The organism is Serratia sp. szju, from assembly GCF_044594185.1.
GTDB classification, from domain to species: domain Bacteria; phylum Pseudomonadota; class Gammaproteobacteria; order Enterobacterales; family Enterobacteriaceae; genus Serratia; species Serratia bockelmannii.
Map to the genome: position 1 here is coordinate 5,129,872 of NZ_CP172576.1, position 23,647 is coordinate 5,153,518.

General features: G+C 58.7%; 23 protein-coding genes and 3 pseudogenes. 16 read left to right on the forward strand and 10 right to left on the reverse strand.

The features are described from left to right. Nucleotides 1-40 precede the first annotated feature (40 nt). A complete protein-coding gene (locus RE418_RS24380; protein ID WP_230203377.1) occupies nucleotides 41-925 on the forward strand; it encodes an AEC family transporter in 885 nt (294 codons plus the stop codon). Here RE418_RS24380 and RE418_RS24385 read toward each other — a convergent pair. Further along, on the reverse strand, nucleotides 885-1,505 hold the full coding sequence (locus RE418_RS24385) for an HD domain-containing protein (protein ID WP_043136747.1): 621 nt from the start codon (nucleotides 1,503-1,505) through the stop codon (nucleotides 885-887). The two genes, RE418_RS24380 and RE418_RS24385, sit on opposite strands and share 41 nt — an antisense overlap. A gap of 158 nt (nucleotides 1,506-1,663) precedes the next feature. Here RE418_RS24385 and RE418_RS24390 point away from each other — a divergent pair, with 158 nt between their 5' ends. From RE418_RS24390 to RE418_RS24425, 8 genes are all read left to right on the forward strand, one after another. Beyond that, nucleotides 1,664-2,428: an arylamine N-acetyltransferase gene (locus RE418_RS24390; protein ID WP_043136743.1), complete on the forward strand. Its 765-nt coding sequence runs from the start codon at nucleotides 1,664-1,666 to the stop codon at nucleotides 2,426-2,428. 122 nt (nucleotides 2,429-2,550) lie between these two features. Beyond that, nucleotides 2,551-3,180, forward strand: a complete 630-nt coding sequence (locus RE418_RS24395) for a response regulator transcription factor (protein WP_025301940.1) — start codon at nucleotides 2,551-2,553, stop codon at nucleotides 3,178-3,180. Next, nucleotides 3,180-4,721: an MASE1 domain-containing protein gene (locus RE418_RS24400; RefSeq protein ID WP_043136740.1), complete on the forward strand. Its 1,542-nt coding sequence runs from the start codon at nucleotides 3,180-3,182 to the stop codon at nucleotides 4,719-4,721. The genes RE418_RS24395 and RE418_RS24400 overlap by 1 nt, the downstream gene beginning before the upstream one ends. Before the next feature lie 84 nt (nucleotides 4,722-4,805). Beyond that, nucleotides 4,806-6,110: an MFS transporter family glucose-6-phosphate receptor UhpC gene (uhpC, locus tag RE418_RS24405; RefSeq protein WP_043136737.1), complete on the forward strand. Its 1,305-nt coding sequence runs from the start codon at nucleotides 4,806-4,808 to the stop codon at nucleotides 6,108-6,110. After that, a complete protein-coding gene (locus RE418_RS24410; protein WP_043136733.1) occupies nucleotides 6,107-7,138 on the forward strand; it encodes an ABC transporter substrate-binding protein in 1,032 nt (343 codons plus the stop codon). The genes uhpC and RE418_RS24410 overlap by 4 nt, the downstream gene beginning before the upstream one ends. A 67-nt stretch (nucleotides 7,139-7,205) precedes the next feature. Then, nucleotides 7,206-9,284 (forward strand): iron ABC transporter permease, encoded by a 2,079-nt coding sequence (locus RE418_RS24415; protein ID WP_043136731.1) that lies wholly within the window; start codon nucleotides 7,206-7,208, stop codon nucleotides 9,282-9,284. An 11-nt stretch (nucleotides 9,285-9,295) separates the two neighbouring features. Continuing rightward, entirely contained in the window at nucleotides 9,296-10,342 is a 1,047-nt protein-coding gene (gene fbpC / locus RE418_RS24420; RefSeq protein WP_043136726.1) for a ferric ABC transporter ATP-binding protein, read from the forward strand. 246 nt (nucleotides 10,343-10,588) lie between these two features. After that, nucleotides 10,589-10,855, forward strand: coding sequence for a hypothetical protein (locus RE418_RS24425; RefSeq protein ID WP_004939738.1), 267 nt, complete (start codon nucleotides 10,589-10,591; stop codon nucleotides 10,853-10,855). A gap of 41 nt (nucleotides 10,856-10,896) precedes the next feature. On the opposite strand, the gene dusC is transcribed toward RE418_RS24425, so the two are convergent. The 3 genes from dusC to rhlE all read right to left on the reverse strand — a co-directional run bounded on the left by dusC (nucleotide 10,897) and on the right by rhlE (nucleotide 14,367). Then, nucleotides 10,897-11,829: a tRNA dihydrouridine(16) synthase DusC gene (gene dusC / locus RE418_RS24430; protein WP_025301934.1), complete on the reverse strand. Its 933-nt coding sequence runs from the start codon at nucleotides 11,827-11,829 to the stop codon at nucleotides 10,897-10,899. An 84-nt stretch (nucleotides 11,830-11,913) separates the two neighbouring features. Further along, nucleotides 11,914-12,873 carry a D-2-hydroxyacid dehydrogenase family protein gene (locus RE418_RS24435; protein ID WP_043136722.1) on the reverse strand — a complete coding sequence of 320 codons (960 nt, stop codon included), beginning with the start codon at nucleotides 12,871-12,873 and terminating at the stop codon, nucleotides 11,914-11,916. Between the two features lie 114 nt (nucleotides 12,874-12,987). Next, nucleotides 12,988-14,367 carry an ATP-dependent RNA helicase RhlE gene (gene rhlE / locus RE418_RS24440; protein ID WP_025301932.1) on the reverse strand — a complete coding sequence of 460 codons (1,380 nt, stop codon included), beginning with the start codon at nucleotides 14,365-14,367 and terminating at the stop codon, nucleotides 12,988-12,990. A 297-nt stretch (nucleotides 14,368-14,664) separates the two neighbouring features. Here rhlE and cecR point away from each other — a divergent pair, with 297 nt between their 5' ends. The 5 genes from cecR to RE418_RS24465 are packed head-to-tail and all read left to right on the forward strand — an operon-like array spanning nucleotide 14,665 to nucleotide 20,383. Next, nucleotides 14,665-15,363, forward strand: coding sequence for a transcriptional regulator CecR (cecR, locus tag RE418_RS24445; protein WP_060432619.1), 699 nt, complete (start codon nucleotides 14,665-14,667; stop codon nucleotides 15,361-15,363). Between the two features lie 18 nt (nucleotides 15,364-15,381). Then, entirely contained in the window at nucleotides 15,382-16,368 is a 987-nt protein-coding gene (hlyD, locus tag RE418_RS24450; RefSeq protein WP_089180651.1) for a secretion protein HlyD, read from the forward strand. Nucleotides 16,369-16,376: 8 nt separating this feature from the next. After that, nucleotides 16,377-18,113 carry an ATP-binding cassette domain-containing protein gene (locus RE418_RS24455; protein WP_060447609.1) on the forward strand — a complete coding sequence of 579 codons (1,737 nt, stop codon included), beginning with the start codon at nucleotides 16,377-16,379 and terminating at the stop codon, nucleotides 18,111-18,113. Next, nucleotides 18,110-19,264, forward strand: coding sequence for an ABC transporter permease (locus RE418_RS24460; RefSeq protein ID WP_089180650.1), 1,155 nt, complete (start codon nucleotides 18,110-18,112; stop codon nucleotides 19,262-19,264). Before RE418_RS24455 ends, RE418_RS24460 begins: the two co-directional genes overlap by 4 nt. Nucleotides 19,265-19,276: 12 nt before the next feature. Continuing rightward, nucleotides 19,277-20,383 carry an ABC transporter permease gene (locus RE418_RS24465; protein WP_049208965.1) on the forward strand — a complete coding sequence of 369 codons (1,107 nt, stop codon included), beginning with the start codon at nucleotides 19,277-19,279 and terminating at the stop codon, nucleotides 20,381-20,383. Nucleotides 20,384-20,389: 6 nt separating this feature from the next. Here the strand turns inward: RE418_RS24465 and RE418_RS24470 are convergent. After that, a pseudogene (locus RE418_RS24470) lies at nucleotides 20,390-20,581 on the reverse strand (transposase); the annotation flags it as partial. Nucleotides 20,582-20,763: 182 nt separating this feature from the next. Between RE418_RS24470 and RE418_RS24475 the strand changes: the two are divergent. Continuing rightward, nucleotides 20,764-21,498 (forward strand): hypothetical protein, encoded by a 735-nt coding sequence (locus tag RE418_RS24475; protein WP_233494382.1) that lies wholly within the window; start codon nucleotides 20,764-20,766, stop codon nucleotides 21,496-21,498. A gap of 64 nt (nucleotides 21,499-21,562) precedes the next feature. Continuing rightward, nucleotides 21,563-22,072, forward strand: coding sequence for a hypothetical protein (locus tag RE418_RS24480; protein ID WP_089180649.1), 510 nt, complete (start codon nucleotides 21,563-21,565; stop codon nucleotides 22,070-22,072). A gap of 367 nt (nucleotides 22,073-22,439) precedes the next feature. On the opposite strand, the pseudogene RE418_RS24485 reads toward RE418_RS24480, so the two are convergent. The 5 genes and pseudogenes from RE418_RS24485 to RE418_RS24505 all read right to left on the reverse strand — a co-directional run. Continuing rightward, nucleotides 22,440-22,550, reverse strand: a pseudogene (locus tag RE418_RS24485) (RHS repeat-associated core domain-containing protein); the annotation flags it as partial. 199 nt (nucleotides 22,551-22,749) lie between these two features. Continuing rightward, nucleotides 22,750-22,977 carry a hypothetical protein gene (locus RE418_RS24490; protein ID WP_049239966.1) on the reverse strand — a complete coding sequence of 76 codons (228 nt, stop codon included), beginning with the start codon at nucleotides 22,975-22,977 and terminating at the stop codon, nucleotides 22,750-22,752. Nucleotides 22,978-22,983: 6 nt separating this feature from the next. After that, nucleotides 22,984-23,319 (reverse strand): hypothetical protein, encoded by a 336-nt coding sequence (locus tag RE418_RS24495; RefSeq protein WP_399676319.1) that lies wholly within the window; start codon nucleotides 23,317-23,319, stop codon nucleotides 22,984-22,986. Between the two features lie 81 nt (nucleotides 23,320-23,400). Continuing rightward, nucleotides 23,401-23,562: pseudogene (locus RE418_RS24500) on the reverse strand (RHS repeat-associated core domain-containing protein); the annotation flags it as partial. Between the two features lie 3 nt (nucleotides 23,563-23,565). After that, complete coding sequence (locus RE418_RS24505; RefSeq protein ID WP_399676317.1) at nucleotides 23,566-23,634, reverse strand: RHS domain-containing protein; 69 nt, start codon at nucleotides 23,632-23,634, stop codon at nucleotides 23,566-23,568. Between the last annotated feature and the right edge of the window lie 13 nt (nucleotides 23,635-23,647).

Sequence of the window (23,647 nt, forward strand, 5' to 3'; positions counted from 1 at the left end):
GACTCTCTTTTCTCTGATTCCGGTGATATTTTTAATCGCAATGGGATTCACACTACGGCACAAGAACCTGATCGATCGGGCTTTCTGGCTGCCCTGCGAAAAGCTGAATTACTTTTATCTCTTCCCGGCGCTGATGTTTATCCAGGTCGGCAAAGCCGACCTCAGCCAGTTTCCAGTGCGGCCGATTGCCCTGTCTGTGCTGGGCGCCGTCTTGATTGGCGCCTTGTCATTGTACCTCTGGCGAATCTGGCTAAAACAGCCCGGGCCGGTTTTCTCTTCGGTCATACAGGGCGCTCTGCGCCCCAATACCTACATCGGGGTTGCCGCAGCGGCGGCGACTTTCGGCCACACCGGCCTGACGGTGACCTCCATCAGCATCGCCGTCGCCATCCCGCTGTTGAACGTGGCCTCGATTGTCGTACTGATGCATTACGGCCAGGGTACCCGCCCCGGCGGCAAACAGATCGCCAAAGCGCTGGGGAAAAACCCGGTGATCCTTTCGGTCTTGGCCGGTCTGGCCTTCAACGCCAGTGACTTGTCGCTTGGCGCGGCGCTGGAGAACATTCTCACTATTCTCGGCGGCGCCTCTCTGCCATTGGGGTTGCTGGCGGTCGGCGCAGGGCTGGATATACAGGCGGCGCGTACGGCGCAGGGCCCCGTCCTACAATCGACCTTCGTCAAGTTGTTGCTGGTACCGCTATTGACGCTGGGAATCGGCATCGCCCTGGGCATCTCCGGCCCGGTGTTGGCGACTATCGTCCTGTTTAACGCCTTACCCTGTACACCTTCCGCCTACATCATGGCGAAACTGCTGGGCGGCGATTATCGCTTGTCGGCCGGCATCATCACGATTCAAACGCTACTGGCGGCGGTCACCATTCCTGTTATTTTGCTGCTGACCCAGTTTTCAGCTCATCCAGCTTAAGATGGGCCTCATACCTCTGCCACAACGTGTCGAACCAGCCGTCGTTTCCATAACGACGGTTGAGGCGTTCGACAGCTTCTGCGCACTGTCGGCGGGCCAGGGCCAACAGGCCGGCCTCGCCCGCCGATAAAACGGCCAATAAACGCGCCATTTCCACCAGATAGTGACGGGCAAAGGAGACATCGTAATCGGTAATGCTCCTGCTGTTGTCAATCAAGTCGCACAGTTTGATGGTCTGCGCTTCCGCGCAGGCCTGCGCGCTGTGCTGCAGATTGGCATTTTTACGGTGCAGACGCTCACCGCCATAGCTGCGAGGCTGCACGTCGGTCAACATTTCCACATAACGCTCGACCGTCGGGCCGAATTCTCGCCGGATATCCGCCAGGGTCACCGCCGTATCTTCTACCGTATCATGCAGCCAGGCAGCGGCGACCATTTCTGGCGTCGGCTTGGCTCGCTGCAGCAGAACCACCACCGCTGCAGGATGCACGATATACGGCTCCCCGGTGAACTTGCGCCGCTGATTGCAGGCATGGTGAGCTTCATTGGCAAATCGCTGCGCTTTCAAGGTTAAATCCATACTTACTCCTTATCCATTTCGATTCAGTGTACGGCAGCAATGCTGCACATCTGAGTCGATTTGGTTATGAGTTATGCCGACAACGCAGCACGTAATGCGCTCACAAACGCCGCAAAGCCCGCTATTTTATGCCTACTTTTTCTCATGCGAGACACCCTGTGGATACCCAACGCTACCTGCAGCATATCGGCTTTACCGGCGGCGCCCGCCCTGACCTCCCCACGTTGCAACAGCTGCACCATCGCCACATGCTGAGCGTACCGTTCGAGAACCTGAGCATTATTTATCATCAGGGTATTCAGCTGACGCCGGAGGCACTGTTCAGCAAGGTGGTCGAGCGTAACCGCGGCGGTTTCTGTTATGAGCTGAACACGCTGTTTGCCCTGCTGCTGCGGGAGATCGGTTTCAAGGTGAGCTTCATCTCCGGCGAGATCCGCGCGCGCGACGGCCATTTCGGCCCGCCCTACGACCATCTGGCGCTGCGGGTGGATCTGGCGGGCCAGGCCTGGCTGGTGGACGTCGGTTTCGGCGATTCCTTCCTGACGCCGCTCAAAATCGTCGTTGCCGAGCCGCAACCGCAGGCCAGCGGCACTTTCCACCTGGAGCAGGAAGGCGAGTATTACCTGCTGGAGCGCCGCAACGGCGACCAACGCTCGCATGCCAAAACCCTGTATCGCTTTACCGTTCAGCCGCGCGAATTGCCTGAGTTCGACGAGATGTGCCACTTCCACAGCACCTCGCCGCAGTCGCATTTCACCCAACGTCTGGTGTGCTCACGGCCGACGGAGCACGGCCGGGTGACCCTCAGCGACATGAAGCTGATCGTGACCGAAGATCACCAGCGCCACGAAACGACGCTGCATTCGGAAGAGGAACGCCGCGCCGCGCTGTGGCAGCATTTCGCCATCGATGTGGAGCGTTGACGACGCGGGCGGCGCCCTTTTATTACGATTATGTTACATCGATTGCATAACCGCGCTTGGCTGATTGCCAGCACCGCGGCGGCAGGCATCATAGGGTCATGATTCGGCAACAGAGTGCGAAAATGATCCGTGTGATACTGGTGGATGACCATGTGGTGGTGCGCTCCGGCTTTGCGCAATTGCTCAGCCTCGAGGACGATATCGACGTGGTGGGGCAATACAGCAGCGCGGCGGCGGCCTGGCCGGCATTGCTGCGCGACGACGTCAGCGTCGCGGTGATGGACATCGCCATGCCGGATGAAAACGGCCTGAGCCTGTTGAAACGCCTGCGGGCGCAGAAGCCGCAGTTCCGCGCAATCATCCTCAGCATCTATGACTCCCCCACCTTCGTGCAGAGCGCGCTGGACGCCGGCGCCAGCGGCTATCTGACCAAACGCTGCGGGCCGGAAGAACTGGTGCAGGCGGTGCGCTCCGTCGAGATGGGCGGCCATTACCTGTGCGCCGACGCGCTGCGGGCGCTGCGCGGCGGCGAGCAGCCGGCCACGGCGCTGGAAGTGCTGACCCCGCGCGAGCGTGAAATATTCGATCTGCTGGTCAGAGGCGACAGCGTAAAGGAGATCGCTTTCAAGCTCGATCTCAGCCATAAAACGGTACACGTACATCGCGCCAACGTCCTGGGCAAGCTGCAGTGCAACAGCACCATTGAGCTGGTGCATTTCGCCCTCGATCATCAACTGCTGGCGGGGCATTGATGTCACTCCGTTCACGGCGCTGGGTTATCTCGCTGTTTATCCTGTTGGCCTGGGGCAGTGGCTGGCTGATGCTGTGGACGCTCGGCTTCTATCTGACCCACAACGGCAATCAGGCAGCGCTGTTTCTGTCTCACGGCGTCTATCTCGCGCTGCTGATCTTGCTGGCGCGCCGCTATTGGCCCGCTCTGATAATACCGCCGGTGCTGCTGCTGTTCTGGCTACACGGCGAACGCCTGCTGAGCGGCTACGGCCTGCTGGCCGCGCCGTTCATCACCCTGCTCCCGGCCGCGCTCGCGCAGCGATTCTGGCGCCGTTTTCCGCTCTACTGGCAGCGGCTGACGCTGCTGCTGGCTACCGTGACCGCCGCCTCGCTGCTCAATACCGCCCTGCTGTCGCCTTTCGCGCACAGCCCGGCGATGTTGCTCGGCCTGGCGTCGTTTACCGGCGGCGTTTTGCTGACCCCGTTCGTCTACCTGATCTTTGAATTTCTGCGCCAACAGCACCGTTACCACCTGCTGGGGCTGGACACCACCAATCCGCCGCTGCGCGCCTCCTTAATCATCTGGTGCAGCCTGTTTTTCGTTATCGGCATCGGTACGCAGATGGTGCTATCGCCGGAAATCGAGCGCCTGCTGCTGATCGTGGTGTTTTTGCCGAACGTGGTGATGGCGTGGAAGTTCGGTTGGCAGGGCGGCGTGTTGTCCGGCCTGCTCGGCAGCATGATGATCACCCTCGCCCGGCAGGTCGGCGTGGGGTTCGGCAATCTGGTCGAGCTGGAAATCTTTCTGGCGACGCAGGCGCTGCTCGGCATCGGCCTGGGCATCGCCATCAGCCGCCAGCAACACCTGGCGCAAAACCTGCACCATTATCGCCGACGCCTGGAAGAAGAGCTGGCGGCGCGGCGGGCGCTGACCGAAAAACTGATCCACACCGAAGAAGACACGCGAAAAAACCTGGCGCGCGAGCTGCACGATGAAATCGGCCAGAACATCACCGCGATTCAAATCCAGTCGCAGCTGGTCAAGCGGGCGCGCGATCCGGCGCAAACCCAGGCCGCCGCGAACCAGATAGCCGATCTCGCCCGGCGCATTCATCACTCCACGCGCCAGCTGCTGCGCCAGCTTCGCCCGCCCGCGCTGGACGAGCTGGCGTTCAAAGACGCGCTTCACCACCTGCTGAATGAATTCGCCTTTAGCGAACGGGGCATCCGTTGCCATTTCGACTACCGACTCATCGACACGCCCGCCGGCGAGACGGTGCGCTTCACCCTCTACCGGCTGCTGCAAGAGCTGCTCAACAACGTGTGCAAACACGCCGAAGCCAGCGAAGTCGCCATCGTCTTGTATCAACAGGGTGAGCTTTTGCACCTCGAGGTGCGGGACAACGGCACCGGCATCCGTGCGGACAAGGAGCCTGGCTTCGGCATTCAGGGGATGCGCGAACGGGTCAGCGCACTCGGCGGCGAACTGACGCTGGAAACGCAGCGCGGCACCCGGGTAATTGTTAACCTGCCCACAAATTTGCAACAAACCGCCGACTAACTAGGAAAAAGTCTTAGCCACTCCGGACTTTCTCTCATCCCCTTTCCCTTTCACCTTCTTATAGTCAGCACCAGGGAGGCGGCTATGCAAGCACGCTCGGCATCTGAAATCGATCATCGTTACCGCGCGCTGCGCCCGCGACTGCTGCTGTATATGGTCATCGGGTACGCCGCCTTTTACCTGACGCGCAAAAGCGTGAATTACGTGCTGCCGGCGCTGCAAACGGATTTGGGGCTGGATAAAGGGGACATTGGCCTGCTCGGCTCGCTGTTTTATCTGAGCTACGGCCTGTCGAAATTCGCCGCCGGGTTGTGGCACGACGGCCATGGGCAGCGCGGGTTTATGGGGATCGGCCTGTTCGCCACCGGTTTGCTGAACGTGGCGTTCGCCTTCGGCGAATCGCTGACGCTGCTGCTGGCGGTCTGGGCGCTGAACGGCTTCTTTCAGGGCTGGGGCTGGCCGCCCTGCGCGCGGCTGCTGACCCACTGGTATTCGCGCAATGAGCGTGGCTTCTGGTGGGGCTGCTGGAATATGTCGATCAACCTCGGCGGCGCGATCGTGCCGTTGATCAGCGCCTTCGCCGCCCAGCGCTGGGGCTGGCAGGCGGCGATGTTGATCCCGGGGGCCGTCAGCATGGTGCTGGGCATCTGGCTCACGCGGCAGCTGACAGGCACGCCGCAGGAAGAAGGCCTGCCGTCGGTCGGCCAGTGGCGCCACGATCCGCTGGAGCTGCGCCAGGAACAGCAAAGCCCGCCGATGGGGCTGTGGCAGATGTTGCGCACCACGATGCTGAAGAACCCGATGATCTGGCTGCTCGGCGTCTCTTACGTGCTGGTCTACCTGATCCGCATCGCGTTGAACGACTGGGGCAATCTCTGGCTGACGGAAAGCCACGGCGTCAACCTGCTCAGCGCCAACGCCACGGTGATGCTGTTCGAAATAGGCGGCCTGCTCGGTGCGCTGTTCGCCGGCTGGGGTTCGGATGTGCTGTTCGGCGGGCAGCGCGCGCCAATGATTTTGCTGTTCACGCTCGGGCTGATGGTTTCCGTCGCCGCGCTGTGGCTGGCGCCGGTGCATCACTACGCGCTGCTGGCGGGCTGTTTTTTCGCGGTGGGCTTCTTTGTCTTCGGCCCACAGATGCTGATTGGCCTCGCCGCCGTGGAATGCGGGCACAAAGGCGCCGCGGGCTCCATCACCGGCTTTCTCGGCCTGTTCGCCTATCTGGGGGCGGCGCTGGCGGGCTGGCCGCTGTCGCGGGTTATCGAAGGCTATGGCTGGTCAGGCATGTTCAGTTTGCTGTCGATCGCCGCCGTTCTTATGGGTTTATTGCTGATGCCGCTGCTGATGGCGAGCGTTACCACCTCTACCGAGAGAAGGATAAAACAATGAAAAAAACGTGGGTCACTACCCTGATAGCATCCGGCATCGCGTTGGCCACGCTGAGCGGCGCCGCGCACGCCAAGGGCCGCCTGGTGGTTTACTGCAGCGCCACCAATGAAATGTGCGAAGCGGAAACCAAAGCCTTCGGCGAGAAATATGACGTGAAAACCGCGTTTATCCGCAACGGTTCCGGCAGCACGCTGGCAAAAGTGGACGCCGAGAAGAAGAACCCGCAGGCGGACGTCTGGTACGGCGGCACGCTCGATCCGCAATCCCAGGCCGGTGAAATGGGGCTGCTGCAACCGTACAAATCGCCCAACCTCGAACAAGTCATGACGCAATTCCGCGATCCAGCCAAGCTGAAAGGCAACTACTCCTCGGCGGTCTACGTCGGCATTCTCGGCTTTGGCGTCAATACCCAGCGCCTGAAAGAGAAAAACCTGCCGGTGCCCAAGTGCTGGAAAGACCTGACCAAACCGGAATACAAAGGCGAGATTCAAATCGCCGATCCGCAAAGTTCCGGCACCGCCTACACCGCGCTGGCGACCTTTGCCCAACTGTGGGGAGACGATCAGGCGTTCGATTACCTCAAGCAGCTGAACGCCAACGTTTCGCAGTACACCAAGTCCGGCATTGCCCCGGCGCGCAACGCCGCCCGCGGTGAAACGGCGATCGGCATCGGTTTCCTGCATGACTACTCGCTCGAAAAAGAACAGGGCGCGCCGCTTGAGCTGATCTCGCCTTGTGAAGGCACCGGCTACGAAATCGGCGGCGTCAGCATCCTCAAAGGCGCGCGCAACCTCGATAACGCCAAACTGTTCGTGGACTGGGTGCTGTCGAAAGAGGCGCAGGAGCTGGCGTGGAAGAAAGGCAAATCCTATCAGATCCTGACCAACACCACCGCCGATACCTCGCCGAACTCGCTGAAGCTCGACGATCTGAAACTGATCAACTACGACATGGACAAGTACGGCTCGACCGAGGTCCGCAAGGCGCTGATCAATAAATGGGTCAGCGAAGTCAAGATGGGTAAATAAACCCACATTCTGCGCCTGTTGCCGGGTAAGCTTCACGCCTTACCCGGCCTGAACATCCGGGAAACTTATGTCACATACACATGCACTCCATCTCGTGAAAAAACGAGATGCGATATTCCTTTGGGTTTTGCTTGGCTGGCTGGCGTTCGCCCTGCTGCCGAGCTGGAGCCTGGATTACGGCCTGCTGGAATCCACCAGCGATGAAATCCTCGCGGCCTACGGCTGGTCACACCGCAATATCAGCTGGCTTTGGTGCCTGTTGCCGAGCCTATTGCTGCTTCGCCCCTGCGCCGCGGCGGGCGGTGAACGGCGGCGGCGGCACGCGTTCGATGCCGGCTGGGCGCTGCTGTGCATGGCCTTTATCGTCGTCAGCGCCACGGTGGCGGGACGCGGTTTAGGCTACGCCACCCTGGTGCAATTGACCGCGCTGGGCGCCATCATGACGCTGGCGCTGACCCGCCTCGACTGGCTGGGCGGCGACCGTTTCGTTATCGGTGCGCTGGTCACCATCGTGGCGCTGATCGGCGTCTTCATCGTCTGGCCGAGCATCGCGATTTTCATTCCGATGTTCACCGACCAGACGGGGGCATTCGCGCCGCTGGCGTTTATGAACGTGCTGTCGCAGGCGCATATCGTTCAGGTGATCCTCAACTCCATCGCCCTGTCGATCGCGGTGGGTGCCGGCTGCACCTTCTTCGGCCTGGTGCTGGCGATTTACACCACCCGCATCGCCAAGCGCAGCGCCATTATCGGCCGCATCTTCTCCATCCTGCCCATCGTCACGCCGCCGTTCGTCGTCGGCCTGGGCGTCACGCTGATGATGGGGCGTTCCGGCTACGTCACCGAGTGGATGGTGGCCTGGTTCGGCCTGACCAACACCAACTGGCTGTACGGCTTTACCGGCATCTGGCTGGCGCAGGTGCTGGCATTCACGCCGATGGCGTTCATGATCCTCGACGGCGCGATCAAGACCATTCATCCTTCGCTGGAAGAGGCCTCCTACACCCTGCGCGCCAGCCGCTGGCAAACCTTTAACGGCGTGTTCGTGCCGCTGCTGAAACCGGCGCTGGCCAACGCGTTTCTGATCGTGGTGGTGCAATCGCTGGCCGACTTCAGCAACCCGCTGGTGCTCGGCGGCAACTTCGACGTGCTGGCGACGCAAATCTATTTCTACATCACCGGCTCGCAGCTCGACTATCAGGCCGCCAGCACCCTCGGCGCCTTCCTGCTGCTGTTCTCGCTGCTGGTGTTCTGCATCCAGTACCTGTGGATCGGCAAGCGTTCCTACGTCACCGTGTCCGGCAAATCCTACCGCGGCGACGTACAGCCGCTGCCGGTCACGCTGGTGTGGGGCGTGATCGCGTTGCTGGCGGTGTGGATAGCCTTTAACGCCCTGCTCTACGGCAGCATTTTCTACGGCAGCTTCACCGTCAACTGGGGGGTGGATTACACGCTGACGCTGGATAACTTCATCAAGCTGTTCGGCCAGGGCATGAGCGACGGCGCGTGGCCTTCGCTGCTCGACACGCTGCTGTACGCCGGGATCGCCGCGCCGATCACCGCCGCCTTCGGCCTGCTGATCGCCTGGATCGTGGTGCGCCAGCAGTTCAAGGGCAAAAAGACCATCGAGTTCACCACCATGCTGTGCTTTGCGGTGCCGGGCACCGTGGCGGGCGTCTCTTACATTCTCGCCTTTAACAGCGCGCCGGTGTACCTCACCGGGACGGCCGCCATCGTGATTATCTCGATGGTGATGCGCAACGTGCCGGTGGGCATTCGCGCCGGGATCGCCGGGCTGGGCCAGATAGACAAATCGCTGGACGAAGCCTCGCTCAGCCTGCGCGCCGGCTCGCTGCGCACCATCACGCACATCCTGCTGCCGCTGCTGCGCCCGGCGATCCTGTCGGCGCTGATCTACAGCTTCGTGCGCGCCATCACTACCGTCAGCGCCATCGTCTTCCTGGTCACCCCCGATACCCGCGTGGCCACCGCCTACATCCTCAACCGCGTGGAAGACGGCGAATACGGCGTGGCGATCGCCTACGGTTCAATTCTGATCGTGGTGATGCTGGCGATTATTTTCCTCTTTGACTGGCTGATCGGTGAGGCACGCATCTCCCGTTCAAAAGCCAAAAACCAGGCGTAATGGAGCCCATGATGAGCCAGAAAAATTTCGTTGAACTGCGTAACGTCTCCAAACGGTTCGGCAGCAACACGGTAATCGATAACATCACGCTCACCATCCCACGGGGGCAAATGGTGACGCTGCTCGGCCCTTCCGGCTGCGGCAAGACCACCATTTTGCGCCTGGTCGCCGGGCTGGAGAAACCGAGCGACGGGCAGATATTCATTGATGGTGAAGACGTTACCCATCGTTCCATCCAGCAGCGTGACATCTGCATGGTGTTTCAGTCTTATGCCCTGTTCCCGCATATGTCGCTGGGGGAGAACGTCGGCTATGGGCTGAAGATGCTCGGCATTCCGCGCGCCGAAGTGAAAGCGCGCGTGCAGGAAGCGCTGGCGATGGTGGATCTGGCTGGGTTCGACGATCGCTATGTCGATCAGATCTCCGGCGGCCAACAGCAGCGCGTGGCGCTGGCGCGCGCGCTGATCCTCAAGCCGAAAGTGCTGCTGTTCGACGAGCCGTTGAGCAATCTCGACGCCAACCTGCGCCGCAGCATGCGCGAAAAGATCCGCGAGCTGCAAAAGCAGTTTGATATCACTTCGCTGTACGTTACCCACGATCAGAGCGAGGCTTTCGCGGTCTCCGACACCGTGCTGGTGATGAACAAGGGCCATATCATGCAGATGGGCTCGCCGCAGGATCTCTATCGGCAGCCGGCGTCGCGCTTTATGGCGAGCTTTATGGGGGACGCTAACCTGTTCCCGGCCAACTTCAGCGCCGATCATGTCGATATCAGCGGCTACCGCCTGCCGCGCCCCGCGCATTTTGCCGCCCAAGGCGCCGGCACGGTGGGCGTGCGGCCGGAAGCGATCACGCTGAGCGAGCATGGCGATGAAAGCCAGCGCTGCGTGATCCAACATGTCGCCTACATGGGGCCGCAGTATGAAGTGACGGTGGCGTGGCACGGGCAGCAGATTTTGCTGCAGGTTAACGCCACCCGCCTGCAACCCAACGTCGGCGAGCAGTATTATCTGGAAATTCACCCCTACGGCATGTTTATGCTGGCGGATGCGGCATAATAAGCATCACCCTTAAGCGTTAGAATAACGGCCATCTCGCGTGTGATGGCCGTAAATAACCGCCAAAAATACCGTATCTATCTATTTTTACAATTCTACCCAAGTCCTTGTTCAGCCGAATAATAAACACACCCACACTCACAACAAAATAACCATTCAGGCCACCCAGGGTGATATTTTTATTTGGATAGGGTAAGCTTAATCCCGCAGTCGAAATTATTTAACGGCCAACTCAAGGAGAAATTCATGAGCAACAATGCAAACGCACAGGCGCAGCTGGATAATTTACGCAACGTCGCTTCCCAGCTGAAGGAAATGCGCCACTATGCGCAGGCGAATACCGAGACGCTCTCCGCACACTGGCTGGCCTTCGATCAGGGGGAATGCAAAAATAAGGCGTTCGCCGAAGCCATTAACGACCTGTTGAATAAACAGGGCGCCTGCCTGGAAGGGCTGGAAAAAACCATTCAGGATATCGAGATAGAATTAAATCGTCTTGATAAAGCCGCCTGATAATACATATTTAAATAAACCCGCCGCGCGCGGGTTTATTTTTAGCTGCGGCAGATGACACGCGCAATATCCCCTGACGTCGTCAGCGCGCGTATTTCGCTGAACAGTTCGGTAGCTTCGTCATATTCTTTACGCAAATAGCCCAGCCACTGTTTGATGCGCGCCACGTGATACAGGCCGGTGTCGCCCTGCTTTTCCAGATGGACGTATTTTTGCAGCAGCTCAACCACCTGCGGCCAGGGCATACGCGGTTCGTTATACTTCACTACCCGGCTCAGGTTCGGCACGTTGAGCGCGCCGCGCCCCAGCATGATGGCGTCGCAGCCGGTCGCCTGCAGGCAATCCTGCGCGCTCTGGTAATCCCAGATCTCGCCGTTGGCGACAACCGGGATGCTCAGCCGCTGACGGATCTCACCGATCGCCGCCCAGTTGATGCGATCCGCCTTGTAACCGTCCTCTTTGGTGCGGCCGTGCACCGTCAGTTCGCTGGCGCCCGCCTGCTGCACCGCATCGGCGATTTCAAAGCTGCGGCTGGAGGAATCCCAGCCCAGACGCACCTTCACCGTGACCGGCAGATGGGCCGGCACCGCCGCGCGCATCGCCTTGGCGCCCTGGTAGATCAATTCCGGATCTTTGAGCAGCGTCGCCCCGCCGCCGCTGCCGTTCACCAGCTTGGACGGGCAGCCGCAGTTGAGATCGACACCGTAAGAGCCCAGCTCTACCGCACGCGCGGCGTTCTCCGCCAGCCACTGTGGGTACTGCCCCAGCAGCTGTACCCGCACCTGCGTGCCCGACGGCGTGCGGCTGGCGTGACGCAGCTCCGGGCACAGCCGGTAGAACGACTTGGCCGGCAGCAGCTGATCGACCACGCGCAAAAATTCGGTGATGCACAGATCGTAGTCGTTCACTTCGGTGAGCAACTCACGCACCAAAGAGTCGAGAACGCCCTCCATCGGAGCCAATAATACGCGCATGACCAATCCCAGCTAAAAAAAGACCCGCAATGATACGGGTGAATGCCCGCGCCAGACAAGCCTCTGCGGGCATTAAAAATGCCGTCAGCCTAGCCGGCGAATCGGTTGACCCGCGAGGAACGCCGCTATGTCCTCGACCGCCTCGGTGAAGTAGGCGCGATAGTTGTCGTCCGCCACGTAACCCACATGCGGCGTCGCCAGCACGTTGGGCAATTGACGGAATGCATCGTCGGCCGGCAGCGGTTCCGTCTCGAACACGTCCAGCCCGGCGCCGGCAATCTTCCGCTGTTGCAGCACGTCCACCAGCGCCACCCGATCGACGATCCCCGCGCGCGAGGTGTTGATCAGGTAAGCAGTGGGCTTCATCGCCATCAATTCGTCGCGCCCCACCAACCCGCGGCTGCGATCGCTCAGCACCAAGTGAATGGAGACAAAATCGCTCTGCTCAAACAGCGCCCGCTTGGACGGCGCCAGCAAAGCGCCCTCCTGCGCCGCCCGTTCCGCCGTCAGGTTCTGGCTCCAGGCCAGCACCCGCATGCCGAACGCCTGTGCCACCTTGGCCATTTGGCCGCCGATCTTGCCCAACCCCAGCAGCCCCAGCGTCTTGCCCTGCAGGGTGACGCCGAGATCCCGTTGCCACGGACCGTTGTTTTGCAGCCCGACGCTTTCCGGCACGATATGCTTCGCCAACCCGAGCAGCAGCGCCCAGGTCAGCTCCATCGGCGCCGCCGATCCGCTGCTGGTGCCGCATACCACCACGCCGCGCTCGGCGGCGGCGGCCAAATCGATAGACGCGTTGCGCATGCCGGAGGTGATCAGCAGCTTCAGCTTCGGTAGCCGCGCCAGCAGCGAGGCAGTCATCGGCGTGCGTTCGCGCATGATGACCAGAATGTCGCACTCCTGCAGATGCACCGCCAGCTCCGTCTCATCGGTAAAGTGCGCGCTGATGGCGGACACCTCCACCCGATCGGCCAGCGCCGACCAGTCCGCCATCTTGAGCGCCACCTGCTGGTAATCATCGAGAATTGCGCACTTCAATTTCATCTCCGTCTCCTGGAATGTAGGGTTAGCCACCGTCCAGCCTAGTACGAAAATGCCGTTCCGCCAGGCAAAAAAAAAGCCGCCCGTATCGGCGGCTTACTCTTTGAGCAATCAGGCTTATTCGGCCGGCTTGCGACTACGTGGACGACGCGAGGCCGGCGCGCCGGAACGGCGTTGACCGTCCCCCTGCGGGCGAGCGTTACCGTTACCGTTGCCACGGTTTTCACGCTGGCCGCCGTTCGCGTTACCGCTGCGCTGACCGCCGCCGTTACCGGAACGCTGGCCACCGCCGTTGCCGCGCGGCGCGCCGCGTCCGCCGCCCTGGCGGCCGTTGATGATCGGCTCGGCCTTGATGGTCGGATCCGGCTCGTAGCCCGGCAGCGCAATGCGCGGAATTTCACGCTTCAGCAGACGCTCGATGTCGCGCAGCAGCTTGTGTTCATCCACGCACACCAGCGAGATAGCTTCACCGGTGCGTTCCGCGCGGCCGGTACGGCCGATACGGTGCACATAGTCTTCCGGCACGTTAGGCAGCTCATAGTTCACCACGTGCGGCAGCTGGTCGATATCCAGACCGCGCGCCGCGATATCGGTTGCCACCAGCACGCGGATGCGGCCATCTTTGAAATCGGCCAGCGCACGGGTACGGGCGCCCTGGCTCTTGTTGCCGTGGATCGCCGCAGCGGTGATGCCGTCTTTGTTCAGCTGTTCCGCCAGGTGGTTGGCGCCGTGCTTGGTGCGGGTAAAGACCAGCACCTGTTTCCAGTCGCCTTCGCCGATCATCTGCGACAGCAGTTCCCGCTTACGCTTCTTGTCGACGAAGTGCACGCTCTGCTCGATCTGCTCGGACGCGGTATTGCGGCGCGCCACTTCCACCGAGGCCGGGTTATGCAGCAGTTTGTTGGCCAGCGCCTTGATGTCGTCGGAGAAGGTGGCGGAGAACAGCAGGTTCTGGCGCTTGGCCGGCAGCTTGGCCAGCACGCGACGGATGTCGTGGATAAAGCCCATGTCCAGCATGCGGTCCGCTTCGTCCAGCACCAGAATTTCGATTTTGGACAGGTCAACCGCGTTCTGATGTTCCAGATCCAGCAGACGGCCCGGCGTCGCCACCAGGATATCGACGCCGCCGCGCAGCTTCATCATCTGCGGGTTGATGCTCACGCCGCCAAACACCACCAGCGAACGCAGGCGCAGGTGTTTGCTGTAGGCCTCGACGTTTTCGCCGATCTGCGCCGCCAGCTCACGGGTTGGCGTCAGGATCAGCGCGCGCACCGGGCGACGGCCTTTGACCGGATGGTCATGCTTGCTCAGCAGCTGCAACAGCGGCAGGGTAAAACCGGCGGTTTTACCGGTGCCGGTCTGAGCGCTGGCCATCAGGTCACGACCTTCCAGCACGACAGGGATAGCCTGACGCTGGATTGGCGTCGGTTCGCGATAGCCCTGTTCTTCAACAGCGCGCACAATTTCAGCACTTAAGCCGAGGGTTTCAAATGACATAAAGAGAAAAACTCCAGATCCCCCCTAACCTAACGGTGTTCGGTGCAGTTTCCTGGGAGGATGATCAGACGGGGCATTAAGCATGACCACGAGGGATTGGCACAAACTGCAGTGCACCAGGCGCCGATTGTAACAGAAGTCGCGCAATAAAAAGCACTTTTACGCACCTAGAGCACAATCTGCCGTAAATTCAGCATTGTCTGAAGCCGATCACATAACTCATTGTGGTTAGCGGTTGCGTTTTAGACAATCTGGCATAAAGTTAATCATATGATTGATTAACTTCGAGCGTGACCCATGCCAGCTTCCGTCCCTCATCAGGCCGCCGGCCGGGCGCGCGGCGAGCAAACGCGCCGGCAACTGCTCGCCGCGGCAACCGAACTGTTCGGTGAATATGGCCTGGAAGGCGCCACCACGCGCGACATCGCCCAGCGCGCCGGCCAGAACATCGCCGCCATCACCTACTACTTCAGCTCCAAAGAGGGGCTGTACCTGGCCGTGGCGCAGTCGCTCGCCGATTTCATTCAGCAGGCGTTCGCCCCGCTGGTCGCGGAAGTCGATCGCTTCCGGCAAGAACCAGCCGCACAACGGTCATCTGACGCGGCGCTGCGCTTGTTGCAACGTGGCCTGTTGGCCTTCAGCGAGCTGATGACCCAACCGCACACGCTGAACCTGAGCAAAATCATGTCGCGCGAACAGCTCGCCCCGACCGAGGCCTATCCGCTGATCCACAGCCAGGTGATCGCGCCGATGCACGAGCGGCTGTGCCGCCTGCTGTCGGCCGCCACCGGCATCGACGAACACGCCCCCCGCCTCGTATTGCATACCCATGCGCTGATCGGCGAGGTGCTGTCGTTCCGCGTGGCGCGCGAAACTATCCGCCGTCAGGCAGGTTGGCAAGACATTGGCGAGGGCGAAGCGGCGCAAATCGCGGCGGTACTGAGCGAACATATTGAGATTCTGGTTACTGGGCTGCGCCAACGTCATGGCGCGTAAATTCAGGCAGGGAGTGTTATGAACAAAAAACGCAGTGCCTTGATCGTGTTGTTAATTCTGCTGATCGCGGCCGTCGCATACGGGGTTTGGCATTACCAACAGCAGCAGGATCGGCCGCTGACGCTGTACGGCAACGTCGATATTCGCACGGTCAACCTCGGCTTTCGCGTCGACGGGCGCCTGGCGTCGCTGACGGTGGATGAAGGCGATACCGTTCAGCCGGGTCAGCTGCTTGGCAAGCTGGACGATGCCCCCTACCGCAACGCGCTGCAGCAGGCCGAAGCCAACGTCGGCAGCGCGCGCGCCAAACTGTCGCTGCTGCAGGCCGGCTACCGCAGCGAAGAGATAGCCCAGGTGCAGTCAGAAATGGCGCAGCGCCAGTCCGCCTTCACCTATGCCGACAGCTTCCTGAAACGCCAGCAGGGGCTGTGGGCGAAAAACGCCACCTCCGCCGACGCGCTGGAGGATGCGCGCACCGCCCGCAATCAGGCGCAGGCCAACCTGCAGGCGGCGAAGGACAAGCTGTCGCAATACCGCAGCGGCAACCGCCCGCAAGAGATTGAACAGGCCAAGGCCGACGTGGCGCAAAGCGAAGCGGCGCTGGCGCAGGCGCAGTTGAACCTGCAAGACGCCACGCTGAGCTCCCCTTCCGCCGGCACGGTGCTGACCCGCGCGGTGGAGCCGGGCACCATGCTCGGCGCCGGCGGCACGGTGTTCACCCTGTCGCTGACCCGGCCGGTGTGGGTGCGCGCCTACGTCAACGAGACCAGCCTGAACCAAGCGGTGCCCGGCACCGAGCTGGAGATCTACACCGACGGTCGCCCCGACAAGCCTTACCACGGCAAGATCGGTTTCGTCTCGCCGACCGCGGAATTCACGCCGAAAAGCGTTGAAACGCCGGACCTGCGCACCGATCTGGTATACCGCCTGCGGGTGATCGTCACCGACGCCGACGACGCGCTGCGCCAGGGCATGCCGGTCACCCTACGCTTCGCCAAACCCTGAGGCCGGCCATGGAACAGGCGCACACCATCGAGTTGGAAGGGCTGGAAAAGCGCTTCCCGTCGCTTGAGAAACCGGCGGTCGCCAGCCTGACCACCACCCTGCGCAGCGGCGCGGTCATTGGGCTGGTCGGCCCGGACGGCGCCGGTAAAACTACCCTGCTGCGCATGCTGGCCGGGCTGCTGCAGCCCAGCAGCGGCAAGCTGCGGGTCGCCGGGCTGGATCCGATCGCCCAGGATCGTCAACTGCACGCGATCCTCGGCTATATGCCGCAGAAGTTCGGGCTGTATGAGGATCTGACGGTGATGGAGAACCTGACGCTGTACGCCGATCTGCGCGGCGTCACCGGCGATCTTCGCCGCCAGACCTTCGAACGGCTGCTGAAATTCACCGACCTGACCCGCTTCACTGAGCGCCTGGCGGGCAAGCTGTCCGGCGGCATGAAGCAGAAACTCGGCCTGGCCTGCACGCTGGTGGGTGAACCTCAGGTGCTGTTGCTGGATGAACCGGGCGTCGGCGTCGATCCGATCTCGCGCCGCGAGCTGTGGCGCATGGTGCACGAGCTGGCCAACGACGGCATGTTGATCCTGTGGAGCACCTCTTATCTCGATGAAGCCGAGCAGTGCCGCGAAGTGCTGCTGCTCAACGAGGGCGAGCTGCTGTTCAGCGGCGCGCCGCAGGATCTGACTCGCCGTATGGCCGGGCGCACGGTGTTGATCGCCGCGCCCCCCGGCAGCCATCGATCGTTGCTGCAGCGGGCGATCTGCCTGCCGGCGGTCACCGACGGCGTGATCCAGGGCAAGTACCTGCGCCTGATCCTGAAAGAAGGCGAAGATCACCGGCAGCTACTGCAGGCGCTGGATCTGCCGGACGCCGAACTGAACGAAGCGGATCCGCGCTTCGAGGATGCGTTTATCGATCTGCTCGGCGGCGGCCCCAACCATCGCTCGGCGCTGGCGGAGATCATGCCGACCGTTGACGGAGAAAGTGGTGAAACGGTGATCGAAGCGGTGCAGTTGACCAAGAAATTCGGCGATTTCGCCGCCACCGATCACGTCGATTTTCAGGTGCGGCGCGGCGAAATTTTCGGCCTGCTCGGCCCGAATGGCGCCGGCAAGTCCACCACCTTCAAAATGATGTGCGGTCTGCTGGTGCCATCCGGCGGCAAGGCGCTGGTGTTGGGCATGGATCTGAAAACCAGTTCCGGCAAAGCGCGCCAACGCCTCGGTTACATGGCGCAAAAGTTCTCGCTGTACGGCAACCTGACGGTGGCGCAGAACCTGAAGTTCTTCTCCGGCGTCTACGGCCTGAGCGGCAAGGCGCAGCGCAAAAAAATCGACGAGATGTCCCACGCCTTCAACTTCGCGCCGATCCTCGATCAAACGCCGGACGCGCTGCCGCTCGGCTTCAAGCAGCGCCTGGCGCTGGCCTGCGCGCTGATGCACGAACCGGATATTCTGTTCCTCGACGAACCGACTTCCGGCGTCGATCCGCTGACGCGGCGCGAGTTCTGGTTGCACATCAACGGCATGGTCGACAAGGGCGTCACGGTGATGGTGACCACCCACTTTATGGACGAAGCGGAGTACTGCGACCGCATCGGCCTGGTGTATCGCGGCAAGATCATCGCCGCCGGCACGCCGGACGATCTCAAACAGCAGGTGGCGCGCGACGACAATCCCAACCCCTCGATGGAGCAGGCGTTTATCGAGCTGGTTCAGGGCTACGACGAGGAGGAATCACGGTGAGCGATAACCGTACCCCCATCGACGACGGCGGCTTCTCCTGGCGCCGACTGCGCGCGCTGTGCCTGAAGGAAACGCGGCAGATACTGCGCGATCCCAGCAGCGGCCTGATCGCCTTCGTTATCCCGCTGATGCTGCTGTTCATCTTCGGCTACGGCATCAACCTGGACTCCAGCAAGCTGCATCTGGGCATTCTGATGGAGCAACAGAGCGAAGACGCGCGCGATCTGGCCCAGGCGTTTGCCGGCTCGCCCTATATCGAACCGACCATCAGCGACAACCGCCAACAGCTGATCCAGCAGATGCAGGCCGGCACGATCCGCGGCCTGGTGGTGATCCCGGTGGATTTCGACCAGCGCATGGCGCGCCCGCACGACAGCGCCCCTGTCCAGGTGATCACCGACGGCAGCGAGCCGAACACCGCCAACTTCGTGCAGGGCTATGCCCAGGGCGTATGGCAAGTTTGGCAGCAGCAGCGCGCCGCCGATCGAGGGAGCAGCGACAAGCCGCTGATTGACGTGCAGATGCGCTACTGGTTCAACCCGGCGGCCATCAGCCGGCACTACATCATCCCCGGCGCCATCACCATCATCATGACGGTGATCGGCGCCATTCTCACCTCGCTGGTGATCGCCCGCGAATGGGAGCGCGGCACCATGGAAGCCCTGCTGTCCACCCAGGTGACGCGCAGCGAGCTGCTGCTCTCCAAGCTGATCCCATATTACTTCCTCGGCATGATCGCCATGGCGCTGTGCATGGCGGTGGCGGTGTGGGTGCTCGGCGTGCCCTATCGCGGTTCGCTGCCGATCCTGCTGCTGATCAGCAGCCTGTTCCTCGCCAGCACCCTCGGCATGGGCCTGCTGATCTCCACCCTCACCCGCAACCAGTTCAATGCGGCGATGGTGGCGCTGAACGCCGCCTTCCTGCCGTCGATCATGCTGTCCGGCTTCATCTTCCAGATCGACAGCATGCCAGCCATCGTGCGCGCGGTGACCTACATCATTCCGGCGCGCTACTTCGTCAGCACGCTGCAAACGCTGTTCCTGGCGGGTAACGTCGGCACCGTGCTGGCGATCAATCTGTTGTTCCTGATTGCTTCCGCCGTGGTGTTCATCGGCCTGACGGCCTGGAAAACCCAGCGCCGGCTGGATTGAGGAGAAAGAGCGATGTTTCATCGTCTGTTGACGCTCATCATCAAGGAAATGCAGGCGCTGCTGCGCGATCCGCAAACCCGTGCCATTTTAATCATGCCGGTGATCCTGCAGGTGCTGCTGTTCCCGTTCGCCGCGACGCTGGAAGTCACCAACGCCACCATCGCGGTCTACAGCGAAGACAGCGGCCAGGCCTCGGTGGAGTTGACCCAGCGCTTCGCCAAGGCCAAGGCCTTTCAACACGTGCTGCTGCTGCGCAGCCCGCAGGAGATAAAGACCACCATCGATAACCAACGGGCGCTGTTGCTGATCCGCTTCCCGGCGCAGTTCTCGCGCGATATCGCCACCGGCAACACCGCGCCGCTGCAGCTGCTGCTCGACGGGCGCAACTCCAACAGCGCGCAGATCGCCGCCAACTACGTACAGCAGATCGTGCAGGAATATCAGAAGGAGCTGCTCGGCAACCGCGCCAAACCCAACAACAGCGAGCTGGTGGTGCGCAACTGGTATAACCCGAATCTGGACTACAAATGGTTCGTGGTGCCGTCGCTGATCGCCATGATCACCACCATCGGCGTGCTGATCGTCACCTCGCTGTCGGTGGCGCGCGAACGCGAACAGGGCACGCTGGAACAGCTGCTGGTCTCGCCGCTCACCACCTGGCAGATCTTTATCGGCAAGGCGGTGCCGGCGCTGATCGTCGCCAGCTTCCAGGCCAGCATCGTGCTGTTGATCGGCATCTTCCTGTATCAGATCCCGTTCGCTGGATCGCTGCTGCTGTTCTACGCCACCATGTTGATCTACGGGCTGTCGCTGGTGGGTTTCGGCCTGCTGATCTCGTCGCTGTGCGCCACTCAGCAGCAGGCGTTTATCGGCGTGTTCGTGTTCATGATGCCGGCGATCCTGCTCTCAGGTTACGTCTCGCCGGTGGAGAATATGCCGGTGTGGCTGCAGGATCTGACCTGGGTGAACCCGATACGCCACTTCACCGACATCACCAAGCAGATCTACCTGAAGGACGCCAGCTTCAGCATTATCTGGCGCAGCCTGTGGCCGCTGCTGGTGATCACCGCCACCACCGGCAGCGCCGCCTACGCGCTGTTCCGCCGCAAGATCGCATAAAAAGGTTCATAACGCTTTACCGGGAAACGCTGCTTTGATTTTCAAAAAGAAGTAATCGCTATCCCGGTATCTCTAGGCCATTCTTTTTATCGTCTTAATTTTATTATTTATTCCTTCCAGAACGCTGGTACTCCGACGATACATGGGACTCACGAATATGCCATTGACATAACCTCTCAGCTTATTGACAAACTGCTGTTTGAAGGGATTATGCTCGCTATAGCTTGATTTAACGGTCTGTGACGGCTCACGTCTGAGAGAAACTAATCAAGATATTGATCAAATTATCGATGTAAATAAGGTATTTTTATACTGAATAATCTTGAAAGACAAAGCATAAATAATTTATAAAAACAATAGTGAAAATGATGGAGATTCAAGTGAAAAAAGAGATTCTTGCCGTTCCGGGTATGCCTCCATCCCCCTTGTTCAAAAGGACGTATAAAGCCGTTCAAGATATTGATGAAGAACTAACCAAATTGATTCGTAGATGGCGATTCCTCCATGCAGGACCACCTATGAAAGTTACTGCATATGATGGAACAGAAATCTGCTATCAAGGTGTAGCATTTAAAGGTTCTCCCGTTCAGGTTTTTTGGAATGGATTTATCGAACCTTACATTGAAAATTACTCAATAAATGTATTTGAGCAAACCTCAGCGTTGGCAATCGAATGCCAATATTCAACAGAGAAATCCATTGAAGAAGCTAAAATACTATTGCTGGTGATGATTCGTAGGCTTTACCATGAAATGGCCGAAACAGATAAAATATTAAGAGGGGATGGATTTTCATTTCCACAAAAGAAAGATGTTAGCGGCCATATTGAAAGTATGTCTCAAAAGATTATAGAACATGCAGAAATTGAGAAGTTAAAAAAGCCACTGGCGAACCAGAGTATATTCAATATAGAGAATGTAAATAGCAAATATGCGCAATTTGGCACAAGTAATAGCATCAGTATTCAAGAGTTAAGTGACTTTTTCAGAATGATTGCTTCTTCTGGTGAGGATGAGATTATCGTTCTCTCGAAAATACTTCTGAGTAGCGCCCACTCAAGAAAATTACTAAGTAAAGAAAAATATGATTTTTTAATATCTATTTTTAAAAAGTAGCTTATGCTCATATTTATGAATCAGAAAACCTAATCACAAAACAGAAATCTAAAGGAGTAACATGATGGATTTTGATGCTATGGCATACCCTGAAACATTCACAATCGCTGGAGCTGAATATAAAGGGCGACGGAATTCAGCTGAAAAAAAAGTACTAATCCCTTACACTGAAGAGCCCAACATTAGTATTGGCGATAAAATAAATCAAAAACTAGGAAAGGGCGAAATATCTTTAAAAGTACTTGATATGTCATTCTTACCTGGAGGCACACTCAATGTTGGTACTAATCACCCACACATGCTTACATTAAAGGTTGAGAATTTAACTGCCAATGAACACAAACCTAAGCAATCTAGCCAAAATACATTCAACATAGGAAGCGTATCAGGCTCACAAGTTCAAATCGGTGAACATAACCATCTTATTTTAAATATCAGCATAACTGAACTTGTTGAAAAAGTATCTCAATCACAGGACCCTCAGGCAAAATCTTTACTTAAGAATTTGCTAAATAATAGCACTGTAGCTAGTCTCGTTGGTGCTGGCGCATCAGCCTTATTAGCTATGCTTTGAAGAAATGGCCTGGCAAAAACCAGGCCAAAAGTATCATCTCTCACTCATCTATTTTGGAGATAGTGGCATTTTTTCTCTATAGCCCTCAGGGGTTCAATCAAAGCATCAAGCTGCTCTTTGTTTGTTGCAAGATTTTCATCTGATAGAGAACTATGAGCAAAGTCATGATGGTCTATCCAGAACAGTGATCTTACCCAGCAATAGTTGTCACACGACTAAATGAGTAAGCTCTAAATCAGACGTGACTCACATGACAAAACCCGTATCAAGCAGTAAGAAAAGCACGCTCCTCGAGTCATTTGAGTACTTTATCCCTGGCTTTTTCATAAGAATATTCTGGCGCTTTCTCTGTTTTACATGGCTTACTACTCAGTCCCAGCGGATCCAACCACATCAGCGGGTTCGCCGCATACAGATAAAGGTTCAGCCCGCCGAGCCCCCTTACAGGATCCTGTGTGGTAAAACGTCCCACCTCGGGCAGAACAGGTTGTCATTGCGAAATATAATTTTTTCATGATTTATCCACTACATTTACCAGGTGTTCATATCACTGCCATATGCCTCTATCCTTGTCCGACCTTCCCCCCTCATGACTTGTCTTTAACACGAAGAGGGGCTCAGTCAGTTTAGTACTATATAGTAGCCGGGTAGGTTTAACCATTCCGGCTTTCAATTTATCATTTAAGATTTAGCTTGATGAAAGATATTACTTCATCTTTGCTCATTTCAAATTCTGGGCCAGCATCAATTCCTTTTAAATAATCTACTACATATGAGAGTTCTTCGTCAGGAATATCATAGTCCAGATAAAATCTATAGGCGTAGTCCGCCACTTTAGATGAACTATAATCATCATCAAGAAGACAGTTCAATCCATTTAAAAAAAGCGTTCTCATCTCATTCATATTAAATCACCATCCTATTCCTGTTGCCTTACCTGAAGGAGTTGCGATTCCTGCATCGATATCAGCTTTAGTTGGTGGATAATGGGGCAGGTTTAACACTTCACCATTTTTCATTTTTGGATGAACTCGATTGACCTCTCCTGCATGATTATAAGTCTCTTCCCAAGATCTTACATTCCCTGTTTTAGGATCCCATTCTGTAACATGGGAGCGTCCTCTTGTTGGCCCCTGAGTTCTAGCTAATGCCTCTTTGTCATAATAGCGAATGCGGCCATCAGGTAGATGTCGAGTATTTACTGCCGTTTTTTGAGCTTTTTCTAAAGCCCTAAACTTTCGGTTCAACTTCGTTGATGGCGAGCAACTTAGCCCATACGGATCCACCCACATCAGCGGGTTCGGCGCATACTGATAAAGGTTCAACCCACCTTCCAACCCTATCGGATCCTGCGTGGTGAAACGCCCCACCTCGGGTTCGTAGTAGCGGAACAGGTTGTAGTGCAGGCCGCTTTCGTCGTCCTGATATTGCCCGGCGTAGCGCAGCGGCTGCTGATATTGCGCGCCCTGCCGCTTCGCCGCGCCGGCCACCGTCTAGCCCTGCAGCTTGCCGAAGGTGTCGTATTGCCCGGACCAGCACAGGTTGCCCGCCGCGTCGGTCACCTCCAGCGGCGCG